At 68.1% G+C, this 24,541-nt stretch carries 20 protein-coding genes; 13 read left to right on the top strand and 7 right to left on the bottom strand.

What is annotated here, in order from left to right; genetic code table 11:
* Nucleotides 1-497 precede the first annotated feature (497 nt).
* Nucleotides 498-1,709, bottom strand: a complete 1,212-nt coding sequence (gene tyrS / locus AC5QAH_RS17010) for a tyrosine--tRNA ligase (protein ID WP_010486864.1) — start codon at nucleotides 1,707-1,709, stop codon at nucleotides 498-500.
* 167 nt (nucleotides 1,710-1,876) lie between these two features.
* On the opposite strand from tyrS, the gene AC5QAH_RS17015 reads away from it, so the two are divergent.
* Both AC5QAH_RS17015 and AC5QAH_RS17020 read left to right on the top strand, forming a co-directional pair.
* Entirely contained in the window at nucleotides 1,877-3,349 is a 1,473-nt protein-coding gene (locus AC5QAH_RS17015) for a M23 family metallopeptidase (protein ID WP_010486866.1), read from the top strand.
* A gap of 65 nt (nucleotides 3,350-3,414) precedes the next feature.
* On the top strand, nucleotides 3,415-4,542 hold the full coding sequence (locus tag AC5QAH_RS17020) for an anhydro-N-acetylmuramic acid kinase (protein WP_100051429.1): 1,128 nt from the start codon (nucleotides 3,415-3,417) through the stop codon (nucleotides 4,540-4,542).
* 79 nt (nucleotides 4,543-4,621) lie between these two features.
* Here the strand turns inward: AC5QAH_RS17020 and AC5QAH_RS17025 are convergent, their stop codons facing one another.
* The 3 genes from AC5QAH_RS17025 to AC5QAH_RS17035 form a co-directional block, all read right to left on the bottom strand.
* Nucleotides 4,622-4,852: a hypothetical protein gene (locus tag AC5QAH_RS17025; protein ID WP_005407775.1), complete on the bottom strand. Its 231-nt coding sequence runs from the start codon at nucleotides 4,850-4,852 to the stop codon at nucleotides 4,622-4,624.
* A 77-nt stretch (nucleotides 4,853-4,929) separates the two neighbouring features.
* Nucleotides 4,930-6,303, bottom strand: a complete 1,374-nt coding sequence (locus AC5QAH_RS17030; protein ID WP_049455489.1) for a muropeptide MFS transporter — start codon at nucleotides 6,301-6,303, stop codon at nucleotides 4,930-4,932.
* Nucleotides 6,300-7,100 (bottom strand): exodeoxyribonuclease III, encoded by an 801-nt coding sequence (locus AC5QAH_RS17035; RefSeq protein WP_005420469.1) that lies wholly within the window; start codon nucleotides 7,098-7,100, stop codon nucleotides 6,300-6,302. Before AC5QAH_RS17035 ends, AC5QAH_RS17030 begins: the two co-directional genes overlap by 4 nt.
* A 162-nt stretch (nucleotides 7,101-7,262) precedes the next feature.
* Between AC5QAH_RS17035 and pyrE the strand changes: the two genes are divergently transcribed.
* From pyrE to AC5QAH_RS17075, 8 genes are all read left to right on the top strand, one after another.
* A complete protein-coding gene (pyrE, locus tag AC5QAH_RS17040) occupies nucleotides 7,263-7,922 on the top strand; it encodes an orotate phosphoribosyltransferase (protein WP_010486876.1) in 660 nt (219 codons plus the stop codon).
* 18 nt (nucleotides 7,923-7,940) lie between these two features.
* Nucleotides 7,941-8,603 carry a hypothetical protein gene (locus AC5QAH_RS17045; protein WP_049480354.1) on the top strand — a complete coding sequence of 221 codons (663 nt, stop codon included), beginning with the start codon at nucleotides 7,941-7,943 and terminating at the stop codon, nucleotides 8,601-8,603.
* A gap of 174 nt (nucleotides 8,604-8,777) precedes the next feature.
* A complete protein-coding gene (locus AC5QAH_RS17050) occupies nucleotides 8,778-8,870 on the top strand; it encodes a potassium-transporting ATPase subunit F (protein ID WP_005407770.1) in 93 nt (30 codons plus the stop codon).
* A gap of 12 nt (nucleotides 8,871-8,882) precedes the next feature.
* Nucleotides 8,883-10,592 (top strand): potassium-transporting ATPase subunit KdpA, encoded by a 1,710-nt coding sequence (kdpA, locus tag AC5QAH_RS17055; RefSeq protein WP_197601604.1) that lies wholly within the window; start codon nucleotides 8,883-8,885, stop codon nucleotides 10,590-10,592.
* Nucleotides 10,593-10,602: 10 nt separating this feature from the next.
* Complete coding sequence (gene kdpB, locus AC5QAH_RS17060; protein ID WP_495232463.1) at nucleotides 10,603-12,660, top strand: potassium-transporting ATPase subunit KdpB; 2,058 nt, start codon at nucleotides 10,603-10,605, stop codon at nucleotides 12,658-12,660.
* A complete protein-coding gene (gene kdpC, locus AC5QAH_RS17065; protein ID WP_049455491.1) occupies nucleotides 12,657-13,307 on the top strand; it encodes a potassium-transporting ATPase subunit KdpC in 651 nt (216 codons plus the stop codon). The genes kdpB and kdpC overlap by 4 nt, the downstream gene beginning before the upstream one ends.
* A gap of 51 nt (nucleotides 13,308-13,358) precedes the next feature.
* A complete protein-coding gene (locus AC5QAH_RS17070; RefSeq protein WP_143994445.1) occupies nucleotides 13,359-16,019 on the top strand; it encodes an ATP-binding protein in 2,661 nt (886 codons plus the stop codon).
* Entirely contained in the window at nucleotides 16,000-16,713 is a 714-nt protein-coding gene (locus tag AC5QAH_RS17075) for a response regulator transcription factor (protein WP_019338804.1), read from the top strand. Before AC5QAH_RS17070 ends, AC5QAH_RS17075 begins: the two co-directional genes overlap by 20 nt.
* 291 nt (nucleotides 16,714-17,004) lie before the next feature.
* On the opposite strand, the gene AC5QAH_RS17080 is transcribed toward AC5QAH_RS17075, so the two are convergent.
* The 3 genes from AC5QAH_RS17080 to coaBC are packed head-to-tail and all read right to left on the bottom strand — an operon-like array spanning nucleotide 17,005 to nucleotide 21,095.
* Entirely contained in the window at nucleotides 17,005-19,350 is a 2,346-nt protein-coding gene (locus AC5QAH_RS17080) for a phosphomannomutase/phosphoglucomutase (protein WP_049412124.1), read from the bottom strand.
* A gap of 12 nt (nucleotides 19,351-19,362) precedes the next feature.
* Nucleotides 19,363-19,836, bottom strand: a complete 474-nt coding sequence (dut, locus tag AC5QAH_RS17085) for a dUTP diphosphatase (protein ID WP_005411999.1) — start codon at nucleotides 19,834-19,836, stop codon at nucleotides 19,363-19,365.
* Entirely contained in the window at nucleotides 19,833-21,095 is a 1,263-nt protein-coding gene (gene coaBC, locus AC5QAH_RS17090; protein WP_010486895.1) for a bifunctional phosphopantothenoylcysteine decarboxylase/phosphopantothenate--cysteine ligase CoaBC, read from the bottom strand. The genes dut and coaBC overlap by 4 nt, the downstream gene beginning before the upstream one ends.
* A 228-nt stretch (nucleotides 21,096-21,323) precedes the next feature.
* On the opposite strand from coaBC, the gene AC5QAH_RS17095 reads away from it, so the two are divergent.
* From AC5QAH_RS17095 to argS, 3 genes are all read left to right on the top strand, one after another.
* Nucleotides 21,324-21,950, top strand: a complete 627-nt coding sequence (locus AC5QAH_RS17095; RefSeq protein WP_019338987.1) for a response regulator — start codon at nucleotides 21,324-21,326, stop codon at nucleotides 21,948-21,950.
* A 70-nt stretch (nucleotides 21,951-22,020) separates the two neighbouring features.
* Nucleotides 22,021-22,725, top strand: a complete 705-nt coding sequence (radC, locus tag AC5QAH_RS17100; RefSeq protein WP_053443781.1) for a RadC family protein — start codon at nucleotides 22,021-22,023, stop codon at nucleotides 22,723-22,725.
* A 114-nt stretch (nucleotides 22,726-22,839) separates the two neighbouring features.
* The gene (gene argS / locus AC5QAH_RS17105; protein WP_010486900.1) at nucleotides 22,840-24,528 is read left to right on the top strand and encodes an arginine--tRNA ligase; all 1,689 of its coding nucleotides are present in this window, start codon (nucleotides 22,840-22,842) and stop codon (nucleotides 24,526-24,528) included.
* The last annotated feature ends 13 nt before the right edge of the window (nucleotides 24,529-24,541 follow it).

Below are 24,541 nucleotides of genomic sequence, written 5' to 3' on the forward strand. Positions count from 1 at the left end.
AAACGTCTGCAAGATGGACAATCATCCTTCCTGCAGGCGCCTTCACAAGATACCTGCGCATACTTTCAAAGATCCGGGGAAGTGGCCTCAGCGCCGTTCCCGTGTGCTGCGAAGTTTCCTTCGTAGCGAGCCGCCCATTATGCCAGACTTTTTCAGTCCGTCAACACCTTCGTTCGATCATCTCGTTCGGCGGTGGTGGGCGCCCTGATGTCGCTGAAGCCCCTTGGTGGCGACCCCTGCGACGGGGGAGGAGAAGTATGTCCCTATTCCCATCATTTGTGAAGGGGGTGTGGCGATTTTTTTCAACGGATGTTGCATCCGTTCATGCATCGCGCTGCGGGAGGACCCCGTGAAGAGCAGCCGAGCGTGGCTATGCCGGGCGTCCTGCCCGGCCCCCTACGGGCCGTCGCAAGCGACGTTGGCAACGGCTCCTGCCGTTGCCTTCGGCTCTACAAGAGCATAAGGAAGGGCCGGCTGGCGCCGGCCCTTCCTTTGTCTCACGCGGCGACCAGGCGCACGCGGGCGAAGGTGCGCTTGCCGACCTGCAGCAGGCCTTCGAAGCCCGGCTGCAGCACCTGCTGGCCATCTTCCACCACTTCGCCGTCCACTTTCACCGCCCGCTCCTTGAGCTTGCGGTTGGCTTCGGAATTACTCGGGGTCAGCCCGGCCGCGGTCAGCAGTGCGGCGATACGCAGGCCTTCGGCCGGGATCGCCACGTCCTGCAGCGGCAGCTGGGTGATGTCGCCCTGCCCGGTCACCGCCGCTTCCCAGCCGGCAATGGCCTGCTCGGCCGCCGCAGCGTCGTGGAAGCGGGTCGCCAGCTCACGCGCCAGGCGCAGCTTGACCACGCGCGGGTTCAGGCCGCCAGTGGCCACCTGCTCGCGCAGCTGCACGGCTTCAGCCTGGCTGATGTCGAAGGACAACAGCTCGATCCAGCGCCACATCAGGGTGTCGTCCACCTTCATGGTCTTGGTGACGATGTCGATGGCCGGTTCGCTGATGCCAATGTAGTTGCCCAGCGACTTGGACATCTTGTTGACGCCGTCCAGGCCTTCCAGCAGCGGCATGGTCAGCACCACCTGCGGCTTCTGGCCGTGATGTTCCTGCAGGCCACGGCCCATCAGCAGGTTGAACTTCTGGTCGGTACCGCCCAGCTCGACGTCGGCCTCCAGGGCCACCGAGTCGTAGCCCTGCACCAGCGGGTACAGGAACTCGTGGATGGCGATGGACTGCTGGGCGGCGTAGCGCTTGGCGAAGTCATCGCGCTCGAGCATGCGCGCCACGGTGTGCTGGCCGGCCAGGCGGATCATGTCCGCCGCGCCCATCTTGCCGAACCACTCCGAGTTGAAGCGGACTTCGGTACGGCTGCGGTCCAGCACCTTGAACACCTGCTCCTCATAGGTACGGGCGTTGGCCAGCACATCCTCGCGGCTGAGCGGCTTGCGGGTCAGGCTCTTGCCGGACGGGTCGCCGATCATGCCGGTGAAGTCGCCGATCAGGAAAACGACCTGGTGGCCGAGGTCCTGGAACTGACGCATCTTGTTCAGCAGCACCGTATGGCCCAGGTGCAGGTCGGGCGCGGTGGGGTCGAAGCCGGCCTTGATCCGCAGCGGACGGCCTTCCTGCAGGCGCGCACGCAGATCCTCGAGCTTGAGGATCTCGTCGGCACCGCGGCCGATCAGGGCAAGGGCTTCTTCAATCGAGGACACGTGACTACTCCCGGCAACGCCGATTCTTGTGTGGGGTGTTAAAGCAAAGTTAACCCGATTGGCTTCACAAAAGCCAATGGGCACAAGGGTTTGACGCGGTTTTCTCAGGTGTCTATGGTAACCGGCGATCAGGCCCGCGCTCCCGGGCTGCCAGGAAAAAACCGCCGATGCACAATTCCGAACAAGGCCGCGCACGCAAGCAGCGCTTCCAGGAACGCCTCCACGTCCTGCACGACAACGCCCTGCATCGGAAGCTCAGGCAACATCTTCCCGCCGCCTTCAATGAGCGCTGGACCCGCCGCCATTGGATGCACGCCAGCCTGTTCGCGACCATCGGCGCCCTGGTGGCAACGATCGTCCCGGGCTTCTCGCACACCATCGACGCCCCCTTTGCCGACAGCCATACCAGCCTGGCATTGCCGTTGCCGCCGCTGACCATGGCCCGCCAGCAGCAGGTGCCCGGTGACAGCTGGCAGGTGCTGCGCGTGGAGCGCGGCCAGACCCTGAGCGATCTGTTCGACAAGGCGGGCATCCCGGCCACCACCCTGCACCGGGTGCTGGACCACCCCGGTGCACGCGAGGCGCTGACCAAGCTCCGCCCGGGCGCCGAGATCGCCTTCGACATGCCGCTGTCCGGTGACCTGCGCAGCATCCGTTTCGACCGCGATGCCGACAACCGGGTGGAACTGAGCCTGACCGGCGACGACATCAAGGAGAAGGTGACCCAGCGCGAGACCTCCACGCGCACCGTGGTCACCAGCGGCGAGATCACCAGTTCGCTGTATGCCGCGGCCCGACGCGCCGGGCTGTCGCCGTCGGCGATCGCGACGATGACCGACGACATCTTCAAGTACGACATCGACTTCTCGAAGGACCTGCAGCCGGGCGACCGCTTCAGCGTGGTGATGGATGAAACCTGGCGCGAAGGCGAGAAGGTGGACACCAGCAAGATCCTGGCGGCGACCTTCACCACCGGTGGCAAGACCTATTCCGGCTTCCGCTTCGACCGCAACGGCAAGTCCGAGTACTACGACATCAACGGCCGTTCGCTGAAGAAGAGCTTCATCCGCATGCCGATCCCCTTCGCACGCTTGAGCTCGACCTTTGGCGCGCGCAAGCACCCGGTGCTGGGCAAGATGCGCATGCACAAGGGCGTGGACTACGCTGCGCGCACCGGCACCCCGATCATGGCCGCCGGCGATGCCCGCGTGCAGTTCGCCGGCGTGCAGCGCGGCTACGGCAACGTGGTGATCCTCGACCACGGCCGCGGCCACACCACCCTGTACGGGCACATGTCGCGCTTTGCGAACATCAAGACCGGCCAGCGCGTGGCCCAGGGCACGGTGATCGGCTATGTCGGCTCGACCGGCCTGGCCACCGGCCCGCACCTGCACTACGAATTCCGCGTCAACGGCGAGCACCGCAACCCGCTGACCGTGACCATGCCGCCGCCGGAGCCGCTGAAGGGCGCCGAGCTGGTCGCCTTCCGCGCGCAGACCGCACCGGCGATGGCCCGCATCCAGGGCATGGAAAAGCTGATCTACGCCGATGCCAGCCCGGCACCGACCAGCCGCGACGAGGCCGCCCCCGAGGTGGCCAGCGCCAAGGACAAGCAGGCGACCGGCCGCAAGCGCGGCTGAACCCCTGCGTTGACGAAGAAGGACGCGGCAGCACAAGCTTGCCGCGTCCTTTTTTTATGCCCGCCATGAACACGACTGCCGACGCTGACGTCCCCCTGTACCTTGGCCTGATGTCGGGCACCAGCGCCGACGGCATCGATGCCGCGCTGGTGCAGTTCCCCGCTGGCGGAGGCTGCCGCTTCGTGCACGGGCTGACCGCCCGCTGGGAGCCTGTGCTGCGTGCGCGGCTGGTGGCGCTGGGCGAAGGCGGACCGCTGGACTCGCTGGAGGAGCTGGGCGAGCTGGACGCCCGGATCGCGATCAACTTCGCCGAAGCCGCCAATCAACTGCTGGCCGAGGCCGGCGTGGACCGCAGCCAGGTCCGCGCGATCGGCTCGCACGGCCAGACCGTGCGCCATCGCCCGCTGGCCAACCCCGCCTTCACCGTGCAGCTGGGCGATGGCAACCGCATCGCCGAGCTGACCGGGATCACCACGGTATCCGACTTCCGCCGCCGTGACGTGGCCGCCGGGGGCCATGGTGCGCCGCTGATGCCGGCCTTCCACCTGGGCATGCTGGGCGCCGCCGATGAGGACCGTGCGGTGCTGAACCTGGGCGGCATCGCCAACCTGACCCTGATCCCGCGCGAAGGCGCAGTGCGCGGCTTCGATACCGGCCCGGCCAACGCGCTGATGGATGCCTGGTGCCAGCGCCACACCGGCCGCACCTTCGATGCCGATGGTGCGTACGCTGCCAGTGGCGCGGTAGACGAGGGCCTGCTGGCCGGCTGGCGCTCGGACCCGTGGTTCGCGCTGCCACCGCCGAAGAGCACCGGCCGTGAGCAGTTCCACCTGGCCTGGGCCGAGGTGCACATGGGCGAAGGCCAATACGCTGCCGCCGATGTGCAGGCCACCCTGCTGGAGCTGACCGTGGCAACCGTGGCCGATGCGCTGCTGGCGCAGCAGCCGCAGACCCGGCGCCTGCTGGTCTGTGGTGGCGGCGTACGCAACCGGCAGCTGATGAAACGCCTGGCGGCGCGGCTGCCGGGGGTGCAGGTGGAATCCAGCGCAGTGCACGGGCTGGACCCGGAGTACGTGGAGGCCATGGGCTTTGCGTGGCTGGCGCAGCGGACGATGGACGGGCTGGCCGGCAACCTGCCGAGCGTGACCGGGGCCAAGGGGCCGCGGATCCTCGGGGCGATTCACCTGGCGTGAGGTGGCGTCATCCACGCATGGCGTGGATCTACCGGGCAGCCGAGCGTGGGCTCGGCTCTACAGCATTGCGGCGCGGCCGCTAATCGAAGCCCTGCCCTGCGGGCAAGGCCTGCAGGGCGGCGATGGCGTCGGAGAGCGCGTCCACTTCGGGATCACCGAAGCCGGAGCGGACCTCCAGTTCACTGCTGAACAGGCCCTGCTCCAGCAAAGCGGCGCAGGTCTGTTCGTGGGTCCAGCCGCGGGCGACCGCGACGCGTTTGATGCGTTCCAGCAGCAGCGGGTCCAGGTCCCGCAGCACAACGTCGGCCATGCTCGCTTCCCCGTTCGCAAGGCACCGCCCCCTCGGCGCGTCGGGGCGATGATCCCGCAGACCGGACGGGCAGGCAATCAGGTCGAGCTGGAGGCCTGGCGACGGCGCTGCTGCAGGATCAGCAGGGCGCAGAGGATCACCACCGGGATCGCCACCAGCGCGGTACCGACGAAGAACAGCGCGTAGCCTTCCAGCAGCGTCCGGCCCTGTGCGAGCGTCTGTACCGACCACCCCGAGAGCCCCTTGAGCGCCTTGCCGGGCATCGCGTAGAACGAACTCAGCAGCGCGTACTGGGTTGCGGTGTATCCGATGCTGGTCAGGCTGGACATATAGGCGATCAGCGCCGTACCGGCGAAACCGCTGGCGAAGTTGTCGATGGCCATGGCCACAGCAAAATGGGTCGTGTCTGGGCCCGAATAGGCCAGCCAGGCAAATGCCAGGTTGGAGGCCGGCCCCAGCACGGCACCCACCATCAGCGCCGCCAGCACCCCCCAGCGAACCGAGACCAGGCCCGCCGCAGCAATGCCGACGAAGGTCGCGACCAGGCCCACCGAGCCACGCACGGCGCCCACGGTGTCCTCGTCCAGGCCGAGATCGACATAGAAGGGGTTGGCCATCGGCCCCATGACGAAGTCGGCCATGCGATAGACGCTGATGGCCACCAGGATCAGGATCGCGCCGCTGCGATGCTCGCGGACGAAGGCGATGAACGGCCCCGCCACGGCGTCGAACAGGCCGCGCGGCGTCCACAGGGAGGTCGCCTGTGCCTGCACGGCAGCCACTTCCCGCGCGGGTTCACGGGCCATGACCACGGCTACCACGCCAAGCGCCATCAGCACGGCCATGATCTCGTAGGAGACCTGCCAGCCAACACGGGCCGCGATGATCAGGATCAGCGCATCGGTGACCAGCAAGGCAGTGCGGTAGCCCAATGCCGAGGATGAGGTCAGCAGGCCAAGCTGCTCGCTGTTGTCAGCACTTTCAATGCGCCAGGCATCGATGACGATGTCCTGGGTGGCCGAAGCAAACGCCACGATCACGGCCATTACGCCGAACACGACGATGTGCTGCCAGGCGATGCCCAGGAACTGGATCTGGCCGCCCTTGGGCTGGACCAGCGCCATGCCGACAAGGCCCACCACTACGACCAGCTGCGACAGCAGCATCCAGCCGCGGCGGCGGCCAAAACGACCGAACAGAGGCACGTCGGTCTTGTCGACGATCGGCGCCCACAGGAACTTCATGGTGTAGGCCAGCCCGACCCATGACAGGAAACCGATCGTGCTCAGCTCGATGCCTTCCTTGCGCATCCAGAAGCCGAGCGTGTTGCCCACCAGATAGATGGGCAGGCCCGAACTGAAACCGAGCAGCAGCATCGCCAGCACCTTGCGCTGGCTCAGGTTGGACAACACCTGCTGCCACGGTCGGCGCGGCTTGGCGGCCTCGGTCACAGGTCGTAGTCCACGGTGAACGGGGCGTGGTCGGAGAAGCGCTCGTCGCGGTAGATCGAACAGCTACGCAGTTTGTCGCGCAGGCCCGGAGTGATGAACTGGTAGTCGATACGCCAGCCGACGTTGTTCGCACGGGCGGCGCCGCGGTTGCTCCACCAGGTGTAATCCTCGCCGGTGGGGTTGAGCAGGCGGTAGGCATCGGCCCAGCCACGCCCGGCGGCGACATCGGTGGCCTGGCCGTGGTCGGCGCACAGGGCGTTGAGCCAGTCGCGCTCCTCCGGCAGGCAGCCGGAATTCTTCTGGTTGGACTTCCAGTTCTTGATGTCCAGCGCCGAACGCACGATGTTCCAGTCGCCGCACAGCACGTAGTCGCGGCCGCTGCGCGCCCACTCCTCCAGGATCGGCCGCAGCCATTCCATCACTTCGAACTTGAAGCCCTGGCGCAGGTCGCCCGAGCTGCCGGACGGGATGTAGAAGGAGACCACGCTGAGGTTGCCGTAGCGCGCCTCGATGTAGCGGCCTTCGTCGTCGAACGGCGCCCAGCCCAGCGAGGTGATGACCTGGTCCGGCTCGCGCTTGCTGTAGATCGCCACGCCGCTGTAGCCCTTCTTGGTGATGGCGTCGCGATAGAAGCAGTGGTGCCCGTCTGGACGGAACATCGGGTCGGTCAGCTGGTCTTCCTGGGCCTTGGTCTCCTGGATGCACAGGACGTCGGCGTCCTGGGCACGGAACCAGTCGAGGAAGCCCTTGGTCGCGGCGGAACGGATGCCATTGGCGTTGAAACTGATGATGCGCATGCAAGGGACCTACGACAGGAAACCGGGCAAGCATACCGGTTGCCCGCGGGGCTGCGCAGTCTGCCCGGCCAGGCCGCGACGCCCTTCACACGGGTCCGGACGAGCGCGAAACGCCCAGCTGGATTAGGATTTATGCTCCAAATGAAGATGAATCGAGTTTTGATGAGCGACCACCGCCACCGTTTCCTGCAGCTGGCCCTGACCGCCGACGCCCTGCGCTTCGGCCAGTTCACCCTCAAGTCCGGCCGGCTGAGCCCCTATTTCTTCAACGCCGGTCGTTTCGACTCCGGTTCGCTGCTGTCGCAGCTTGGCGCCTGCTACGCCGATGCCATCGATGCCACCGGAATCAAGTACGACGTGGTGTTCGGCCCGGCCTACAAGGGCATCCCGCTGGCCACCGCGATGGCCTGTGAGCTGGCCCAGCGTGGCCGCGACCTGCCGCTGTCGTTCAACCGCAAGGAAGCCAAGGACCATGGCGAAGGCGGCCAGCTGATCGGCGCCGACATGAATGGCAAGCGCGTGCTGATCGTCGACGACGTGATCACCGCCGGTACCGCGATCCGCGAAGCGCTGGGCATCATTCGCGCTGCCGGTGGCACCCCGGCCGGCATCGTGGTGGCGCTTGACCGCCAGGAGATCGCTTCGGAAACCGATCGCCGTTCGGCGGCGCAGTCGGTGGCCGAGGAGGCCGGCATTCCGGTGATCGCCGTGGCATCGCTGGCCGATCTGCTTGATTTCGCCTCCGGCAACCCGGAACTTGTGGGCTACCGGCAGCCGCTGGAAGCCTACCGGGCCCAGTACGGCGTCCGTTCGATCCGCTGACCGACCAGGGGAAAGGTCATGTCCCGAGTTCCTGCTGTTCTCTTTGCCGGCCTGCTGCTGGCCGTGCCGTTCACGCTGCCGGCGCAGTCGCGGGGTGGCGACAAGGTGGAGAAGAAGCTGTACTGCTGGAACGAGGGCAAGGAGCGGATCTGCAGTGATTCGCTGCCGGCCGATGCGGTCAACCATGCCCGCGAGGAATTCAATGCGAAAAGTGGCCTGCGCAATGCGCAGGTCCAGCGCGCGTTGACCGACGAAGAGCGTGCCGCCGCCAGCACGGTGGCCGCGCAGCAGCAGCTGGACCTGATGGCCGAGCAGACCCGCCAGCGCACCGAGCAGGCGATGCTGACCACCTATGGCAGCGAGGACGACCTGCGCCGGGTGTTCGCCGAGCGCCAGGAAGTGCTGGACAACAACCTGAAGACGGCCGAGTACAACGTCACCAGCCTGCGCGAGTCGCTGGTGGCCCTGCTGTCGGCCGCCGGTGATCGCGAACTGGCCGGCGCCAAGGTGGCCGACAAGCAGGCCGAGGCGATCCGCCAGCGGCACGTGCAGCTGCAGGCGCAGCAGCGCCTGCAGGCCGGGTTCCTGCAGCAGCAGCAGGCGTTGAAGGCCGAAATTGAAAGCACCCTGCAGCGCTATCGCGAGCTGAAGGGCGTGGCACCGGCTGCCCCGGCAGGCTGACGACGCTCCTGCCGCCGGGCATGGCCCGGCGCTACCCCTGGCCTGGTTACGGCCTGGCCCACGGAATTTATGCACTCTTTACGCGTCGGCCCGGTCCGGCGCGTAGTGCGTTTATGGGCGGCAGGACGACGATGACGACCTGAGGTGGAGGGGTTCCACCAGGACGCTATTGCAATGTCCCCCTGGCTGTCGTTGTTGTGTGGCGTGCTGGTGCTGGTCGCCGCCGCCTATCTTCTTTATGTCGTGCTGCGGCCCGAGTCGTTCTGAGCGGAGCCGGCCATGACTGAGATGCTTGTGATTATTGCCGCCAGCCTGCTGCTGGCGTGGCCGCTGGGCCTGTACCTGGCCCGCGTGATGCGGGGCACGCCGATGAAGGTCGACGTGCTGTTCCACTGGATCGAGAAGCCGCTGTACAGGGTGTTCGGCGTCGATCCATCGCGCTCGATGTCCTGGCGCGGCTACGTGCTGGCCTTCGTACTGAGCAACGTGGTGGTCGCGATACTGACCCAGGCGGTGTTCATGACCCAGGCCTGGCTGCCGCTGAATCCGGATCAGATCCCGAACATGCGCTGGGACACCGCGCTGCACACGATGATCTCGTTCCTGACCAACACCAACCAGCAGCACTATTCGGGCCAGGCGCAGCTGTCCTACCTCTCGCAGATGACCGGCATCACCGGCCTGCAGGTGGTGACGCCGATGATGGGCCTGGCGCTGGCGGTGGCGACACTGCGCGCGCTGTTCTCGCGTGCGCCGCAGGCTGCGGCCGCCACCGGTAGCGGCGATGACCGCCAGGTGGCGGTGGGCAACTACTACGTGGACGTGGTGCGCCTGTGCGTGCGCTTCCTGTTGCCGCTGTGCCTGGTGTGGACACTGGTGCTGACCAGCCAGGGCGTGCCGTCGACGATGGCCGGTGGGCCACAGGCCACGCCGATCGATGCCAGCGCCGGCATGGCCGGACAGAAGCTGCCGTTGGGCCCGGTGGCGGCAATGGTCGCGGCCAAGCAGCTGGGTGCCAACGGTGGCGGCTGGTACGGCCCGAACAGCAGCTTCCCGCTGGAGAACCCGACCCCGCTGTCGAACGCGCTGGAGATCGTCGGCATCCTGCTGGTGCCGATGGCGGTGATCTTCATGATCGGCGCGTTCACCGGCCGGCGCCGCTTCGGCGCCCTGGTGTTCAGTTGCATGCTGGGCATGTCGCTGCTGTCCACCGGCGCGATGATGTGGAGCGAAGGGCATAGCGCCAGCGCCGCCACGCCGTTGCTGATGGAAGGCAAAGAGGTGCGCTTCGGTGCCGACGGCACTGCGCTGTGGGCGGCGGTGACCACCCAGGTCTCGAACGGCTCGGTCAACGGCATGCACGATTCGCTGGCGCCGCTCAGTGGCGGCATCGCGATGGTCAACATGCTGGTCAGCGCGATCTGGGGCGGCATCGGTTGTGGCCTGCAGCAGTTCATCGTGTACCTGCTGCTGGGCGTGTTCCTGGCCGGGTTGATGACCGGGCGCACGCCGGAACTGTTCGGCCGCAAGCTGGAGACGCCACAGGTCCGCCTGTTGGCCCTGCTGGTGCTGCTGCAGCCGATCACCCTGCTGGTGTTCACCGCAATCACCCTGGCCGTACCCGGCCTGGCGGGCACGTCCAACCCTGGTTTCCATGGCATCAGCCAGGTCTTCTACGAATACGTCTCGGCCTATGCCAACAACGGTTCGGGCTTCGAAGGGCTGGGTGACGCCACGCTGTGGTGGAACCTGAGCTGCTCGCTGGTGCTGCTGCTGGGCCGCTTCCCACTGCTGATCATCCCGCTGGTGGTGGCCGCACAGCTGGCCGCCAAGCGCCAGGCGCCGGAGTCTGCCGGCAGCCTGCAGATCGAAACCCCGACCTTCGCCCTGACCCTGGTCTCGGTGATCGTCATCCTGACCGTGCTGCAGTTCATGCCGGCGCTGGTACTCGGCCCGATTGCCGACCACCTGAGCCTGGGACTGCACTAAGGACACCCCCATGAGTAGTCATGCAAGTTCAACCCGTAGTTCCCATGCGCCGCGCCCTGCCCTGCTCGATGGCGCCGGCCTGCGCCGTGCGCTGGTCGACGCAGTGCGCAAGCTGTCACCGATGCACCTGGTACGCAGCCCGGTGATGGCAGTGGTGATGGCCGGCACGATCGTCGCCGCCATCGTCACCCTGACCGGCAATGCGCCGCTGGGCTTCGGTCTGGCGGTGACCGCGATCCTGCTGGTGACCGTGTTGTTCGGCAACTTCGCCGAGGCGGTGGCCGAAGCGCGCGGCCGTGGCCAGGCCGCCTCGCTGCGCCGTGCCCGCCAGGATCTGGTGGCGCGCCGGCTGGCTGCGCCGCAGCCGGGCGCGGCCGAAACCCAGGTACCCGCCGCCGAACTGCGCCCGGGCGACCATGTGATCGTCAGTGCCGGTGAGCTGGTGCCGGCCGACGGCGAGATCGTGCAGGGCCTGGCCACCATCAACGAAGCGGCGGTGACCGGCGAATCGGCACCGGTGCTGCGCGAGGCTGGCACCGACCGTTCCGGTGTGATCGGCGGCACCAAGGTGCTGTCCGACCAGATCATCGTGCGGGTGACCGCCGAGCCGGGCCACAGCTTCCTGGACCGGATGATTGCCCTGGTGGAGGGTGCCAACCGCCAGAAGACCCCGAACGAGATCGCGCTGACCCTGCTGCTGGCGGCGATGACGCTGACCTTCCTGGTGGTGGTGGCGACGCTGCCTGCGATCGGCGCCTCCGTGGGCGTCAAGGTCGACCCGCTGTTGCTGATCGCGCTGCTGGTGTGCCTGATCCCGACCACCATCGGCGGGCTGCTGCCGGCCATCGGCATCGCCGGCATGAACCGTGCGCTGGCCGCCAATGTGCTGGCTAAGTCGGGCAAGGCGGTGGAGGTGGCCGGCGACGTCGACGTGCTGCTGCTGGACAAGACCGGCACCATCACCTACGGCGACCGCCAGGCCAGCCACTTCCATCCGTTGGCCGGTATCGATGCCAGCCAGCTGCGTGAAGCGGCGCTGCTGTCTTCGCTGGCCGACCCGACCCCGGAAGGCAAGTCGATCGTGCGCCTGGCGCGCGAACAGGGCTGCGCCACCGCCGAACCCGAGCATGCCGACTACCTGGCCTTCACTGCCCAGACCCGCATGTCCGGCGTGGACCTGGAACATGGGCGGCAGATCCGCAAGGGTGCCGCCGATGCGATCCGTGCCCACGTGCAGGTGCTGGGCGGCAACGTGCCGGCCGAGCTGGCCGGTCGTGTCGAGCAGGTCGCGCGCAACGGCGCCACCCCGCTGGTGGTGGCCGAGGGCCGCCACGTGCTGGGCGTGATCGAGCTGTCGGACGTGGTCAAGCACGGCATGCGCGAGAAGTTCGCGCAGCTGCGGGCGATGGGCATCCGCACGGTGATGATCACCGGTGACAACCCGCTGACCGCCGCCGCCATCGCTGCCGAGGCCGGTGTGGACGACTACATCGCCGAAGCGCGGCCGGAAGACAAGCTGGCGCGCATCCGCCAGGAGCAGGCCGGTGGCCGCCTGGTGGCGATGGTCGGCGACGGTACCAACGACGCCCCGGCGCTGGCCCAGGCCGACATCGGCCTGGCGATGAACTCCGGCACGCAGGCGGCGAAAGAGGCCGGCAACATGGTCGACCTGGATTCGGACCCGGCCAAGCTGCTGGCGGTAGTGGAAGTGGGCAAGCAGCAGCTGATCACCCGCGGCGCGCTGACCACCTTCTCGCTGGCCAACGACGTCTCCAAGTACTTCGCGATCCTGCCGGCACTGTTCGCCGCTGCCGTTCCGACCATGGCCGCACTGAACGTGATGCAGCTGTCGAGCCCGCGCAACGCCGTGCTGGCAGCGCTGATCTTCAACGCCCTGGTGATTCCCGCCCTGATTCCGCTCGCCCTGCGTGGCGTGCGCTTCCGCCCGGCCACCGCAACGGCGCTGCTGCGCCGGAACATGCTGGTGTACGGCCTCGGCGGCGTGCTGCTGCCGTTCGCGGCAATCAAGGCGATCGACCTCCTTCTTGTCCTGGTATTCGGCGCATGAACCGTACTGTTTCCACTTCGTCTTCCCTTCCCCGCGAACAGAAAGCCGAGGCCCGCGTGGCCAGCCTGCAGGATGGTGCAAGCTGGCGCCCGGCGATCGGCCTGGGCCTGGCCACGCTGCTGCTGGCCGGCGCGGTCTACGCCGGTATCGCCACCGGTTTCGCCGGCCTGGCCTACCCGACCCAGGCCGAGGGCAGCCTGCTGCGCGATGGCAACGGCCAGGTACGCGGCTCGGCATGGCTGTCGCAGCCGTTCACCGGTGACGGCTACTTCCAAGCGCGCCCGTCGGCCGCCAACTACGACCCGATGGCCGCGGCCGGTTCCAACATGGCGCGCAGCAACCCGGCACTGGCCGAGCGCGTGGCTGCCAGCACGGCTGCGGTAGCCGCACGCGAAGGTGTCGCGCCGGCGCAGGTGCCTGCGGATCTGGTCACCCAGTCCGCAGGCGGCCTGGATCCGCAGCTGTCGCCGGCAGCGGCGCAGCTGCAGGTGGCACGCGTAGCGCGTGCGCGAGGCCTGCCAGTGGAACGCGTACAAGCGCTGGTGCAGTCGCATACCGAAGGCCGCCAGTGGGGCCTGTTCGGCCAGCCGCGGGTGAACGTGGTGACGCTGAACTTCGCGCTGGACCACGCGGCCAAGGCGCCGTGATGCCGGCCTGCACCGGCTGCGCGCACAATGGCGGGCATGACAGCGGCACCCATGACTGATGCGCGTACCCGCCAGGCCGATGCCCTGGTCGAAGGCCTGCAACGCGAAGCCGGCGGCAAGCTGACCGTGTTCCTCGGCGCGGCGCCGGGCGTGGGCAAGACCTACACCATGCTGACCCGCGCGCAGGAACAGCTGCGCCGCGGCGTTGACCTGGTGGTCGGGCTGGTGGAAACCCACGGCCGCGCCGATACCCAGGCGCTGCTGGAGGGCCTGCCGCAGCTGTCGCTGAAAGCGGTGGCCTACCACGGCCACACCCTGCAGGAGATGGACCTGGATGCCGTGCTCGCGCGGCACCCAGCGCTGGTACTGGTGGATGAACTGGCCCATCGCAACGCGCCGGGCAGCCGCCATGAGCGCCGCTGGCAGGACGTGATGGAGCTGCTGGACGCCGGCATTGACGTCTGGACCACGGTCAACATCCAGCATCTGGAAAGCCTCAACGATGTGGTAATGCGCATCACCGGCGTACGCGTCAGCGAGACCGTGCCGGACGGTGTGCTCGACCGACTGCACGACATCGTGCTGGTGGACCTGCCGCCGCGCGAACTGATCGCGCGCCTGCAGCAGGGCAAGGTCTATGTGCCCGAACAGGCCGCACAGGCACTGCAGGCGTTCTTCTCACCGGCCAACCTGACCGCGCTGCGCGAACTGGCGATGCAGGAGGCCGCCGACCGCGTCGACAGCAGCCTGCGCGAAGCACGCGCCGCACGCGGCGAGAGCAACCTGCCGCTGCGTCGCGGCGTGCTGGTGGCCATTGATGGCGGCGGTCAGAGTGAATACCTGGTGCGCGTGGCGAGGCGCATCGCCGAGCGCCGCGACGCACCGTGGACGGTGGTGACCGTGCAGGGGCGACGCCAGGACGAGGCGACCCGGCGTGAGATCGATGCCGCCTTCGCGCTGGCACGGCGCCTGGGCGGCGACGCCGAACTGCTGCACGGATCGAGCATCGCCGATGCCCTGCTCGACCACGCCGCGCACAATGGCGTGTCGACCCTGGTGCTGGGCCGGACCCGCGAACGTCCACTGGCACGGATGTTCAACCGCACCCTGACCCAGCAGCTGATCCAGCGTGGCGCGCATTACGAGATCACCATCATCAGCACACCGCAGGCACGCGCACGCTCGCGCCGCGAGAGCCTGCTGCCGCCAATGCGCGGTATCAGTCATGAACCGGCACAAGCCCTGATCGCTACCGCGCTGGCCTGTGCGGTGGCGTGGCTGGCCGAACACTGGGTGGGCATGGCCGACCTGTCGATGGTGTTCATCGTCGCGGTGGTGCTGGTGGCGGCGCGCACCCGCGCCAGCGTGGCGGTGATGGCGGCGATCCTGTGCTTCCTGGCCTACAACTTCCTGTTCATCGCGCCACGCTTCACCTTCGCCATCGGCGCGCGCCAGGGCGTGATCACCGTGTTCCTGTTCCTGGCCGCCGCGCTGGTGGCCGGACGCCTGGCCTCGCGCCTGCGCATGCAGGTGATCGCGCTGCGTGCCGCCAACCGCCATGCGCGTGCGCGCCAGCAGTTGGGCCGCCAGCTGGCCAGTGCCGCCGGCAACGGAGAGGTGGCGCAGGCGGGTCGGCATGCACTGGAACAGGCCATGGACGTGCCGGCGTGGCTGCGGATCGGCGCCGATACCGCAACCGGTGGCCGCAGCCAGCCTGGCGATACCGATCTGGCCGCCGCCGACTGGGCGCTGCGCCACGGCCAGCCCAGCGGCCGCTTCACCGACACTCTGGCCGGCGCGCAATGGTGGTTCCTGCCGCTGCTGGATGGCGAAGACCGCGCGATCGGCGTGGCCGGCCTGTACCTGCCCGGCGCGCAGGCGCGCCTGCTGCCCGAGCAGCGGCAGCTGGCCGAAGCGATGGTGGATGACATCGCGCAGGCCGCGCTGCGCACGCGGCTGGTGGCCGAACTGGAACAGGCCCACGTCAGCAACGAGACCGAGCGATTGCGCTCGGCCCTGCTCTCTTCGGTATCGCACGATCTGCGCTCGCCGCTGGCGGCGATGATCGGTTCGGCCGACAGCCTGGCCAGCTACGGTACGGCGATGGATACAGCCGATCGCCGTGCCCTGCTGGACACCATCCTGGTCGAGGGCGAACGGCTGGACCGCTACATCCAGAACCTGCTGGACATGACCCGCCTCGGCCACGAAGGATTGAAGATCAACCGCGACTGGATCGGCGTGGACGAACTGATCGGCTCGGCGGCGCGGCGCCTGCAGCGCTACCAGCCCAAGGTACGGCTGGAGCTGGATATTCCCTCCACGCTGGCGCCGATCTGGGTGCACCCGGCGCTGGTCGAGCAGGCCGTGTTCAATGTGATGGAAAACGCGGCCAAGTTCTCGCCGCCCGATGCCGCCGTGCAGGTGCAGGCGCGCGAGCTGGACGGCCAGCTGCGCATCGACGTGATCGATGCCGGCCCCGGCATTCCCGATGACGAGCGTGCGCGCATCTTCGACATGTTCTACAGCGTCGAGCGCGGCGACCGCGGCCGCCACGGCACCGGCCTGGGCCTGACCATCTGCCAGGGCATGATCGGCGCGCATGGCGGCAGCGTGCAGGCGCTGCCCGGACGCGACGGTCGCGGTACCCTGATCCGCATCACCCTGCCCCTGCTCAAGCCAGCCTCCCACGATGAGCCCGACCCCGATTGATGCCAGCGTGCCGGCCGCGCGCGTGCTGGTGATCGATGATGAAACCCAGATCCGCCGGTTCCTGGATATCAGCCTGCGCGCGCAGGGCTACCAGGTACGGCAGGCCGCGACCGGCCAGGAAGGCCTGGAGATGGCCGCCAGCGAAGACATGGACCTGGTGATCCTGGACATCGGCCTGCCGGACATGGAAGGCCACGAGGTGCTGGAGCAGCTGCGGCAATGGAGCCAGGTGCCGGTGATCATGCTGACCGTTCGCGCCGGCGAAACCGAGAAGGTGCGGGCGCTGGACAACGGCGCCAACGACTACGTGACCAAACCCTTCGGTACCCAGGAGCTGATGGCGCGGGTACGGGCGCTGCTGCGCACGCGCAGCGTGCCCAGCGACGGCACCCCGCCGGTGTTCGACGATGGCCATCTGCATGTGGACCTGGTGCGCCGTGAAGTGGCACTCGATGGCGAGCCGGTGGCACTGACCCGCAAGGAATACGCGCTGCTGTCGCTGCTGCTGCGCAATGCCGGGCGCGTGGTGACCCAGCCGCAGATCCTGCAGGAGATCTGGGGGCCGACCCACCAGCACGACACCCATTACCTGCGCATCCTGGTCGGCAAGCTGCGGCACAAGCTGGGTGATTCGGCGCTGGATTCGCGCTACCTGTTCACCGAACCGGGCGTGGGGCTGCGGTTCAAGGGGTGAGGGTGTGTCGACCAAGGTCGACACCCACCAAAGCGAATTCGGTAGAACATCCACGCATGGCGTGGATCTACTGTGTCGACCAAGGTCGACACCTACCAACAGCTCCAGGACATTGTCAGGGGTGGGGCGGTGTCGGAGTGCGGGGTGTCAGCCGCATGGATGCGGCTGCCAAGCTTACAGGGACGTACTTGCTGCGTCCCCGCACTCCGACACCGCCCCGCCATCCCACGGATAGCCGGCCTTTGACGTTGACGTTGATTCGGCGGGTGCCGGGCGCAGCCCGGCCCCACCTCAGAACCCCAGTGGGGTCTCGCCCAGCACCGGTTGCAGCTGGCTGCGGAACAGCGCCTGGATGCGTTCCAGTGCCGCCTCGTCGTTGCCCTCGAAGCGCAGCACCAGCACCGGCGTCGTATTGGAGGCACGCACCAGGCCCCAGCCATCGGGGAAGTCCACACGCAGGCCGTCGATGGTCGACAGGCGGCCGCCCACATACGGGTTGTCCGGTGACTGCGCCGCCGCCACCAGCATCGCCACCAGCGCATGTGGCGTACCGTCGGCCACCGGCACCTTCAGTTCCGGCGTGGCCACCATCTCCGGCAGCTCTGCCAGTACCTCATCCGGGGTCTCCTCGCGCTGGGCCAGGATCTCCAGCAGGCGCGCCGCCGCATACAGGCCATCGTCGAAACCGAACCAGCGCTCCTTGAAGAAGAAGTGGCCGCTCATCTCGCCGGCCAGCTCGGCGTCGGTCTCGCGCATCTTCGCCTTCATCAGCGAATGCCCGGTCTTCCACATCAGCGGGCTGCCACCATTGCGCAGCACGTGGTCGGACAGCTTGCCGGTGCACTTCACGTCGTAGATCACCATCGCGCCGGGGTTGCGCATCAGCACATCGGCGGCAAACAGCATCAGCAGGCGGTCGGCATAGATGATCCTGCCTTCGCCGGTGACCACGCCCAGCCGGTCGCCATCGCCATCGAAGGCGACACCGAGGTCGGCGCCGAAGCGCTTGACCGTCTGCACCAGGTCTTCCAGGTTGGCCGGTTCGCTCGGGTCGGGATGATGGTTGGGGAAGGTACCGTCGACATCGCAGTACAGCGGAATGACTTCAGCACCGATCGCTTCCAGCAGCTGCGGTGCGAGCGCACCGGCGACGCCGTTGCCGGCATCGGCCACGACCTTCAACGGGCGGTCCAGCTGCACGTCGTCGGCGATGCGCTGGATGTAGTCGGCACTGACATCGCGCTGCTGGTAATCGCCCGGCTCGGCGGCCTGTACCAGGCGGCCTTCGATGATGCGCTGGTAGAGATCGGTGATGGCATCGCCGGACAGCGTCTCGCCGCCGATGACCACCTTGAAGCCGTTGTACTCGGGCGGGTTATGACTGCCGGTGACCGCCACGCAGGTGCCGGTGCGCAGATGGAAGGCGGCGTAGTACACGACCGGGGTCGGTGCCAGGCCGATGTCGATCACCGCGCAACCGGCGCGCCTCAGGCCCTCGGCCAACCCTGCGGCCAGTTCCGGGCCGGACAGGCGGCCGTCGCGGCCGATCACCACCTCGCGCAGGCCCTGCTCCAGTGCCACGGTACCGATGGCCTGGCCGATCAGCGCCGCCGTCTTCGGCGTCAGTTGGCTGCCCACCACGCCGCGGATGTCGTAGGCGCGGAAGATACCGGCCGCCAGTTCCTCGGCCGGAACCGGCGGCGGGGGCGGCGGTGCACTTTCAGTTGTGCTGGCCTCGGCCACCGGCGGCGGCGCCATCTGCAGGCTCTCGCTCAGGGTCGGGCCATGATCCGCTTCCGCCACGGCCGCGCGGCGCGGCAGCGGCAGCGTCTTGGGCAGGCGGCCGCGACCCACCACCAGCAGCACGGCGATGAACGCCAGCAGCAGCGCAACGATGGCGCTGGCCAGCGAACCCAGGCCCAGCGGACCGGGTTCGACATTGGGTACCGCGGCCACCAGCCGCAACGGCGTACCCGGAATTGGCCGCGCCAATGCTTCGGCACTTTCGGCCAGGCTGGCATCGCCCTGGGCGACGAGGTCATGCGCGCCCTGGCGCAGGCCAAGGAAACCGGCCGATGGCGCACTCACCTGGTCCAGCGGCGAGGTCAGTCGCAGCAACGGCTGGCGCACGTAGAGCACTGCCGGGCCCAGGCTGCCCAGCGGCACCGGTGCCGCCAGGCCAAGACGATTGCCACCCCCATCGCGGACCACGCGCAGGCTGGGGCCGGTCTCGGCCAATGCGGCTTCCAGCAGCGCCAACCGGGCATAGCCGAAGGTCGCCGGGTCGGCGTAGGCGTTGGCCAGATCGGCGGTCAGTACTTCGGCGTGCTCGACGCCGGTCCAGCTCTCGCGGACCGCGAGTGCCGCCGCAGCGGCATCGCCGGCCTGCAGCGCCTGCTGCACGCGCTCGTTCTTCAGCTGCTGCTGCAGCTGCTTCAGCTGGCCGGCAGCGGCCTCCTGCAGGCCTTGCACAGCCTGGTCACGCGCAGCTTCCAGCGCCTGGCCGTTGGCCTCCTGGCGCCATTGCTGCACCGCGCTCCATCCGAACCAGCCAGCCAGCAGGACCAGCAGCACCCCCAGTAGTGGCGCACTGCGTCCCAACGACCGTCCCCGCTGTCCTTCCCCGATGCCGCTCATCGATGTCCCCTGTCAACGCACCCCGGTATGGCCGAATCCACCCGTTCCCCGCACGCTGTCGGTGAAAGTATCCACCACCTGCAGGCTGACGCGGGCAATCGGCACGACCACCAGCTGCGCGATGCGATCGCCCGGCTCGATGGTGAAGGCCTCGCGGCCACGGTTCCAGACGCTGATCAGCAGCGGGCCCTGGTAATCGGCGTCGATCAGGCCGGTGCCGTTGCCGAGCACGATGCCGTGGCGGTGACCCAGCCCGGAACGCGGCAGGATCACCGCGCACAGGTGCGGATCGGCGATATGGATGGCCAGGCCGCTGGGCACCAGCGCGGTGTCGCCCGGCTGCAGGGTCAGCGCGGTATCCAGCGCCGCGCGCAGGTCCATGCCGGCGCTGGCTTCGGTGGCGTAGGCCGGCAGCGGCCAGCTGTCGCCGAAGCGCGGATCGAGCAGCTTGACCTGCAGCGGTTGGGAAGTGAAAGCCTGGGTCATGCCTGGAGTCTCCGCGCGATCAGCGCCAGCAGTTGTTCGGCCAGCTCGCGCTTGGAGGTGGCCGGGAATACCTGTTCACCGTCCTGCCAGAAGGCAGTGGCGGCGTTGTTGTCGCTCTCGAAACCGCCGCCGCTGATGCCGACCTGATTGGCGATCACCAGGTCCAGGCGCTTGTCGACCAGCTTGCCGCGTGCGTACTTCTCCACGTCGTGGGTTTCGGCGGCAAAGCCGACCACCAGCTTCAGCGACTGCGTCTGCGCGGCGACTTCGGCCAGGATGTCCGGCGTGCGCACCAGCTCGATCACCAGCGACTGGCTGTCGGCGGTCTTCTTCAGCTTCTGCGCAGCCACTTGGCGCGGAGTGTAGTCGGACACCGCGGCGGCACCGATATAGATGTCGGCCGGCAGCGACTTCAGCACGGCATCGCGCATCTGCGCGGCCGAGCGCACGTCCACGCGCTGCACGCCGGGCGGCGTCGGCAGCTGCACCGGGCCGCTGACCAGCACCACCTGGGCGCCCATCGTCGCGGCGGCCGCGGCCAGGGCAAAGCCCATCTTGCCGCTGCTGCGGTTGCCGACGTAGCGCACCGGATCGATGTCTTCATAGGTCGGGCCAGCGCTGATCAGCAGGCGCAGGCCCTGCAGCGCGCGGGTTTCCGGTGCGGCAGCCGCCGCCGTGGTACTGCCATTGGCGGCCAGCGCGGCGACGATGTCGCCGGGCTCGGCCAGACGACCGGGACCGGATTCGCCCTCGGCCAGCGGACCGTCGACCGGGCCGATCACCTGCGCGCCGCGCTGGCGCAGCAGGGCGATGTTCGCCTGGGTGGCCGGATGCAGCCACATGCGGTGGTTCATCGCCGGGCAGATCGTCAACGGCGCGGTGCTGGCCAGGCACAACGTGCTGACCAGGTCATCGGCATGGCCCTGCGCCAGCCGGGCCAGCAGATCGGCGGTCCCCGGGGCGACCACGATGCGGTCGGCCCAGCGGGCCAGTTCGATGTGACCCATGGCCTGTTCGGCGGCGCTGTCCCACAGCGTGGTGCGGGTCGGCTGCCCGGACAGGGCCTGGAAACTGAGCGGAGTGACGAACTGCTGGGCACCGGCGGTCATCGCCACCTGCACCTGGGCACCGGCGTCGCGCAGGCGCCGCACCAGTTCCAGCGCCTTGTACGCCGCGATCCCGCCTCCGACACACAACAGCAGTTTCTGACCTTCCAGCGCGCGCGCCGGCGCGGGGGAAGCGTTGGGGGAGTCAGCCACCTGGAATTCCTGTGCAAACGAGGGCGCTAGCTTACCCGATGGTCGGTAATGTCCCGGTGCAGGGCGCACATAGCGGGCGGCTATCAGCAGATGGAATCCGCCTGCGTTGACCCGGGATTCACCCGGTAACAGTTTCGGACCTTTCCTATACCCCTACGTCTCTGTGCTTTTGCAGAATCAGGCATTGGCTGCCGCCCGCCGTGGCCTGTTCGACCTTCGAGGAGCCTCGTGCATCCACGCATCATCATCGCCGACGACCATCCCGTGGTCCTGCATGGCATCCGTGTCGTGCTGCAGACCCACCTGATGGACATCGTCGGCAGTGCGCGTGACGGCGCCCAGCTGCTGGAGCTGGTGGACCAGCACGACTGCGATGCGGTGCTGACCGACCTCTCGATGCCGGGTGCCGGCCCGGACGGTCCGGAGCTGATCGACGCGCTGCGCATGCGCCGCCCTGGCCTGCCGGTGGTGGTGCTGACCGGCGCCCGTCATCCCGGCCTGCTGGACGGACTGCTGCGGGAGGGCATCAGTGGCCTGGTCGACAAGTGCGCCGATTTCGCCGAACTGCCCCAGGCGCTGAACGCCGCGATGGCGGGGCAGGTATTCGTCTCCCAGCAGCTGCGCCACCACCTGCAGGCACGCGACCTGCTGTTTCCGCGCGAGCCGGCGCCGCTGTCGGCACGCGAACAGGAAGTGCTGGAACTGCTGGCGGCCGGTCTCAATGTGAACCAGGTCGCCGAGCGCTGTGGGCGCAGCCCGAAGACCATCAGCCGGCAGAAGGCCGAAGCCAAGCGCAAGCTGGGCCTGCAGAACAACCAGGAACTGTTCGACTACCTGCAGACCCGGCGCGACTGAGGCATCGACCGACCCGGACCCGCGGCAAGCCCCGATGGGAGATGCCGCCGAAGCTGGCGATGATGCAGGCATGCCCATCCACGACTGGCCCGAACAGGAACGCCCCCGCGAGAAGCTGATCGCGCGCGGGCCCACGTCACTTTCCGACGCCGAACTGCTGGCCCTGTTTCTCGGCTCCGGGTTCGGTGGCCGCGATGCCGTGCAGACCGCGCGCGACCTGCTGCAGGCGCATGGCCCGTTACGGGTGCTGCTCGATCGCCCCGCGCGGGAGCTGGCGCGCCTGCCCGGTCTGGGTCCGGCGCGCAGCTGTACCCTGGTTGCTGGGCTGGAACTGGCCCACCGCTACCTGGCCGCCGAGCTGGAACACGGCGAAGCGGTCGGCAACAACCCGGCCGCGGTCGGACGCTATCTGCAGCACCGCCTGCGGGGGCAGGCACGGGAGATCTTCATGGCCCTGTTCCTGGACAATCGCCACCGCCTGATCGCCTGCGAGGAACTGTTCCACGGCACCATCAACGCCGCACCGGTCTACCCCCGCGAAGTGGTGCGGCGCGCCCTGCTGCACAACGCGGCGGCGGTGATCCTCAGCCACAACCACCCTTCCGGCGACCCGGAACCCTCCAGCGCCGATACCCGCATCACCGACGAACTGCAGCAGGCGCTGGCGATGGTGGACGTGCGCCTGCTGGACCACTTCGTGGTGGGCGAGGGCCGTCCCGTTTCATTTGCTGAACGGGGACTTCTGTCCACGCCCCAGCCGCGCCTGTTCGGCTGAGCACGGCCCCTTCAGGCGCCATCGGCCGCCCCCACAGGCATGTTCTGGTCAGCGTGGGCGCGGGTATCTGCGCTAAAATGGGCGATTCCGCCGCTCATTCTCACAGCAGGCCTCGTGAAAAATCTCCTCCGCGCCCTGATCAGCCAAGGCATCGAAGCCTTGCGCGCCAATGGCACCCTGCCCGCCGACTCCCTGCCGCCGGACTTCGTGGTCGAGCGCCCGAAGACCCGCGACCACGGCGACTTCGCCACCAACGCCGCGATGCTGCTGGCCAAGGCCGCGCGCAGCAATCCGCGCGCACTGGCACAGGCATTGGTCGAGGCGCTGCCGCGCAGCGAGGACGTCAGCAAGGTCGAGATCGCCGGCCCCGGCTTCATCAACTTCCACCTGGCCCCGGCCGCGTACCAGCGCGAAGCCGCCTCGGTCATCAAGGAAGCCCACGACTACGGCCGCAATCTGTCCGGCAATGGCCGCACGGTGGGCGTGGAGTACGTGTCGGCCAACCCGACCGGCCCGCTGCATGTCGGCCATGGCCGCGCGGCGGCGATCGGCGACTGCGTGGCACGTGTGCTCGACGCCAACGGCTGGAACGCCAAGCGTGAGTTCTACTACAACGACGCCGGCGTGCAGATCGAGAACCTGGCGCTGTCCACCCAGGCGCGGATCAAGGGCATCGCGCCGGACCAGGACGGCTGGCCGGAAGGTGGCTACCGCGGCGAATACATCGCCGACGTCGCCCGCGCCTACATGGCCGGCGCCAGCGTCGACCTGGAAGGCAGCACCGTGGTCGGCGCCAAGGACCCGGACGACATGCAGGCGATCCGCCGGTTTGCGGTGGCCTACCTGCGCAACGAGCAGAACCTGGACCTGGCCGCGTTCGGCGTCGACTTCGACATCTATTTCCTGGAAAGCTCGCTGTACGCCGACGGCAAGGTAGCCGAAGCGGTGGCCAAGCTGCAGGCGTCGGGCCATACCTATGAAGAAGGTGGCGCGCTGTGGCTGCGCAGCACCGACTTCGGTGACGACAAGGACCGCGTGATGCGCAAGTCCGACGGCACCTTCACCTACTTCGTGCCGGACGTGGCCTACCACCTGTCCAAGTGGCAGCGCGGCTACGAGCGCGCGATCACCGAACTGGGTGCCGACCACCACGGCTCGCTGGCGCGCGTGCGCGCCGGCCTGCAGGCGATGGAAGTAGGCATTCCGCAGGGCTGGCCGGAATACGTGCTGCACCAGATGGTCACCGTCATGCGCGGCGGCGAGGAAGTGAAGCTGTCCAAGCGTGCCGGCAGCTACTTCACCCTGCGCGACCTGATCGAGGAAGCCGGCCGTGATGCCACCCGCTGGTTCCTGATCGCGCGCAAGCCCGATTCGCAGCTGACCTTCGACATCGACCTGGCCCGCCAGCAGAGCAACGACAACCCGGTGTTCTACGTGCAGTACGCGCACGCCCGCGTCTGCAGCCTGCTGCGCCAGGCGCAGGAGAAGGGCCTGGTGTACGAACAGGGCAACGGCCTGGCCAACCTCGGCCGCCTGGCCGACGACGCTTCGCTGCTGCTGATGAACGAGATCTCGCGGTACCCGGAAGTGGTGGAGGCGGCCGGCGTGGCGCTGGAACCGCATCTGGTGGCGCAGTACCTGCGTGAATTGGCGCACGCGTTCCACACGTGGTATCACGGGACGCCGGTGCTGGTGGATGACGCCGCCGACCGCAACGCCAAGCTGACCCTGGCCTGCGCCGCGCGCCAGGTGCTGGCCAACGGCCTCGAACTCCTGGGCGTCAGCGCCCCGGAAAAAATGTAAGCATCAGGAGACG

The sequence above is a fragment of the Stenotrophomonas sp. YJH_SMC_43 genome (assembly GCF_059372535.1).

What these genes read in the sequence shown, in the direction of transcription:
- AC5QAH_RS17075 (WP_019338804.1), top strand. Translation starts at nt 16,000, where the DNA reads ATGAGCCCGACCCCGATTGATGCCAGCGTGCCGGCCGCGCGCGTGCTG.
- kdpA (WP_197601604.1), top strand. Translation starts at nt 8,883, where the DNA reads ATGACTGAGATGCTTGTGATTATTGCCGCCAGCCTGCTGCTGGCGTGG.
- AC5QAH_RS17015 (WP_010486866.1), top strand. Translation starts at nt 1,877, where the DNA reads ATGCACAATTCCGAACAAGGCCGCGCACGCAAGCAGCGCTTCCAGGAA.
- dut (WP_005411999.1), bottom strand. Translation starts at nt 19,836, where the DNA reads ATGACCCAGGCTTTCACTTCCCAACCGCTGCAGGTCAAGCTGCTCGAT.
- kdpC (WP_049455491.1), top strand. Translation starts at nt 12,657, where the DNA reads ATGAACCGTACTGTTTCCACTTCGTCTTCCCTTCCCCGCGAACAGAAA.
- AC5QAH_RS17050 (WP_005407770.1), top strand. Translation starts at nt 8,778, where the DNA reads ATGTCCCCCTGGCTGTCGTTGTTGTGTGGCGTGCTGGTGCTGGTCGCC.
- pyrE (WP_010486876.1), top strand. Translation starts at nt 7,263, where the DNA reads ATGAGCGACCACCGCCACCGTTTCCTGCAGCTGGCCCTGACCGCCGAC.
- AC5QAH_RS17035 (WP_005420469.1), bottom strand. Translation starts at nt 7,100, where the DNA reads ATGCGCATCATCAGTTTCAACGCCAATGGCATCCGTTCCGCCGCGACC.
- AC5QAH_RS17070 (WP_143994445.1), top strand. Translation starts at nt 13,359, where the DNA reads ATGACTGATGCGCGTACCCGCCAGGCCGATGCCCTGGTCGAAGGCCTG.
- radC (WP_053443781.1), top strand. Translation starts at nt 22,021, where the DNA reads ATGCCCATCCACGACTGGCCCGAACAGGAACGCCCCCGCGAGAAGCTG.
- AC5QAH_RS17080 (WP_049412124.1), bottom strand. Translation starts at nt 19,350, where the DNA reads ATGAGCGGCATCGGGGAAGGACAGCGGGGACGGTCGTTGGGACGCAGT.
- kdpB (WP_495232463.1), top strand. Translation starts at nt 10,603, where the DNA reads ATGAGTAGTCATGCAAGTTCAACCCGTAGTTCCCATGCGCCGCGCCCT.
- AC5QAH_RS17025 (WP_005407775.1), bottom strand. Translation starts at nt 4,852, where the DNA reads ATGGCCGACGTTGTGCTGCGGGACCTGGACCCGCTGCTGCTGGAACGC.
- AC5QAH_RS17045 (WP_049480354.1), top strand. Translation starts at nt 7,941, where the DNA reads ATGTCCCGAGTTCCTGCTGTTCTCTTTGCCGGCCTGCTGCTGGCCGTG.
- AC5QAH_RS17020 (WP_100051429.1), top strand. Translation starts at nt 3,415, where the DNA reads ATGAACACGACTGCCGACGCTGACGTCCCCCTGTACCTTGGCCTGATG.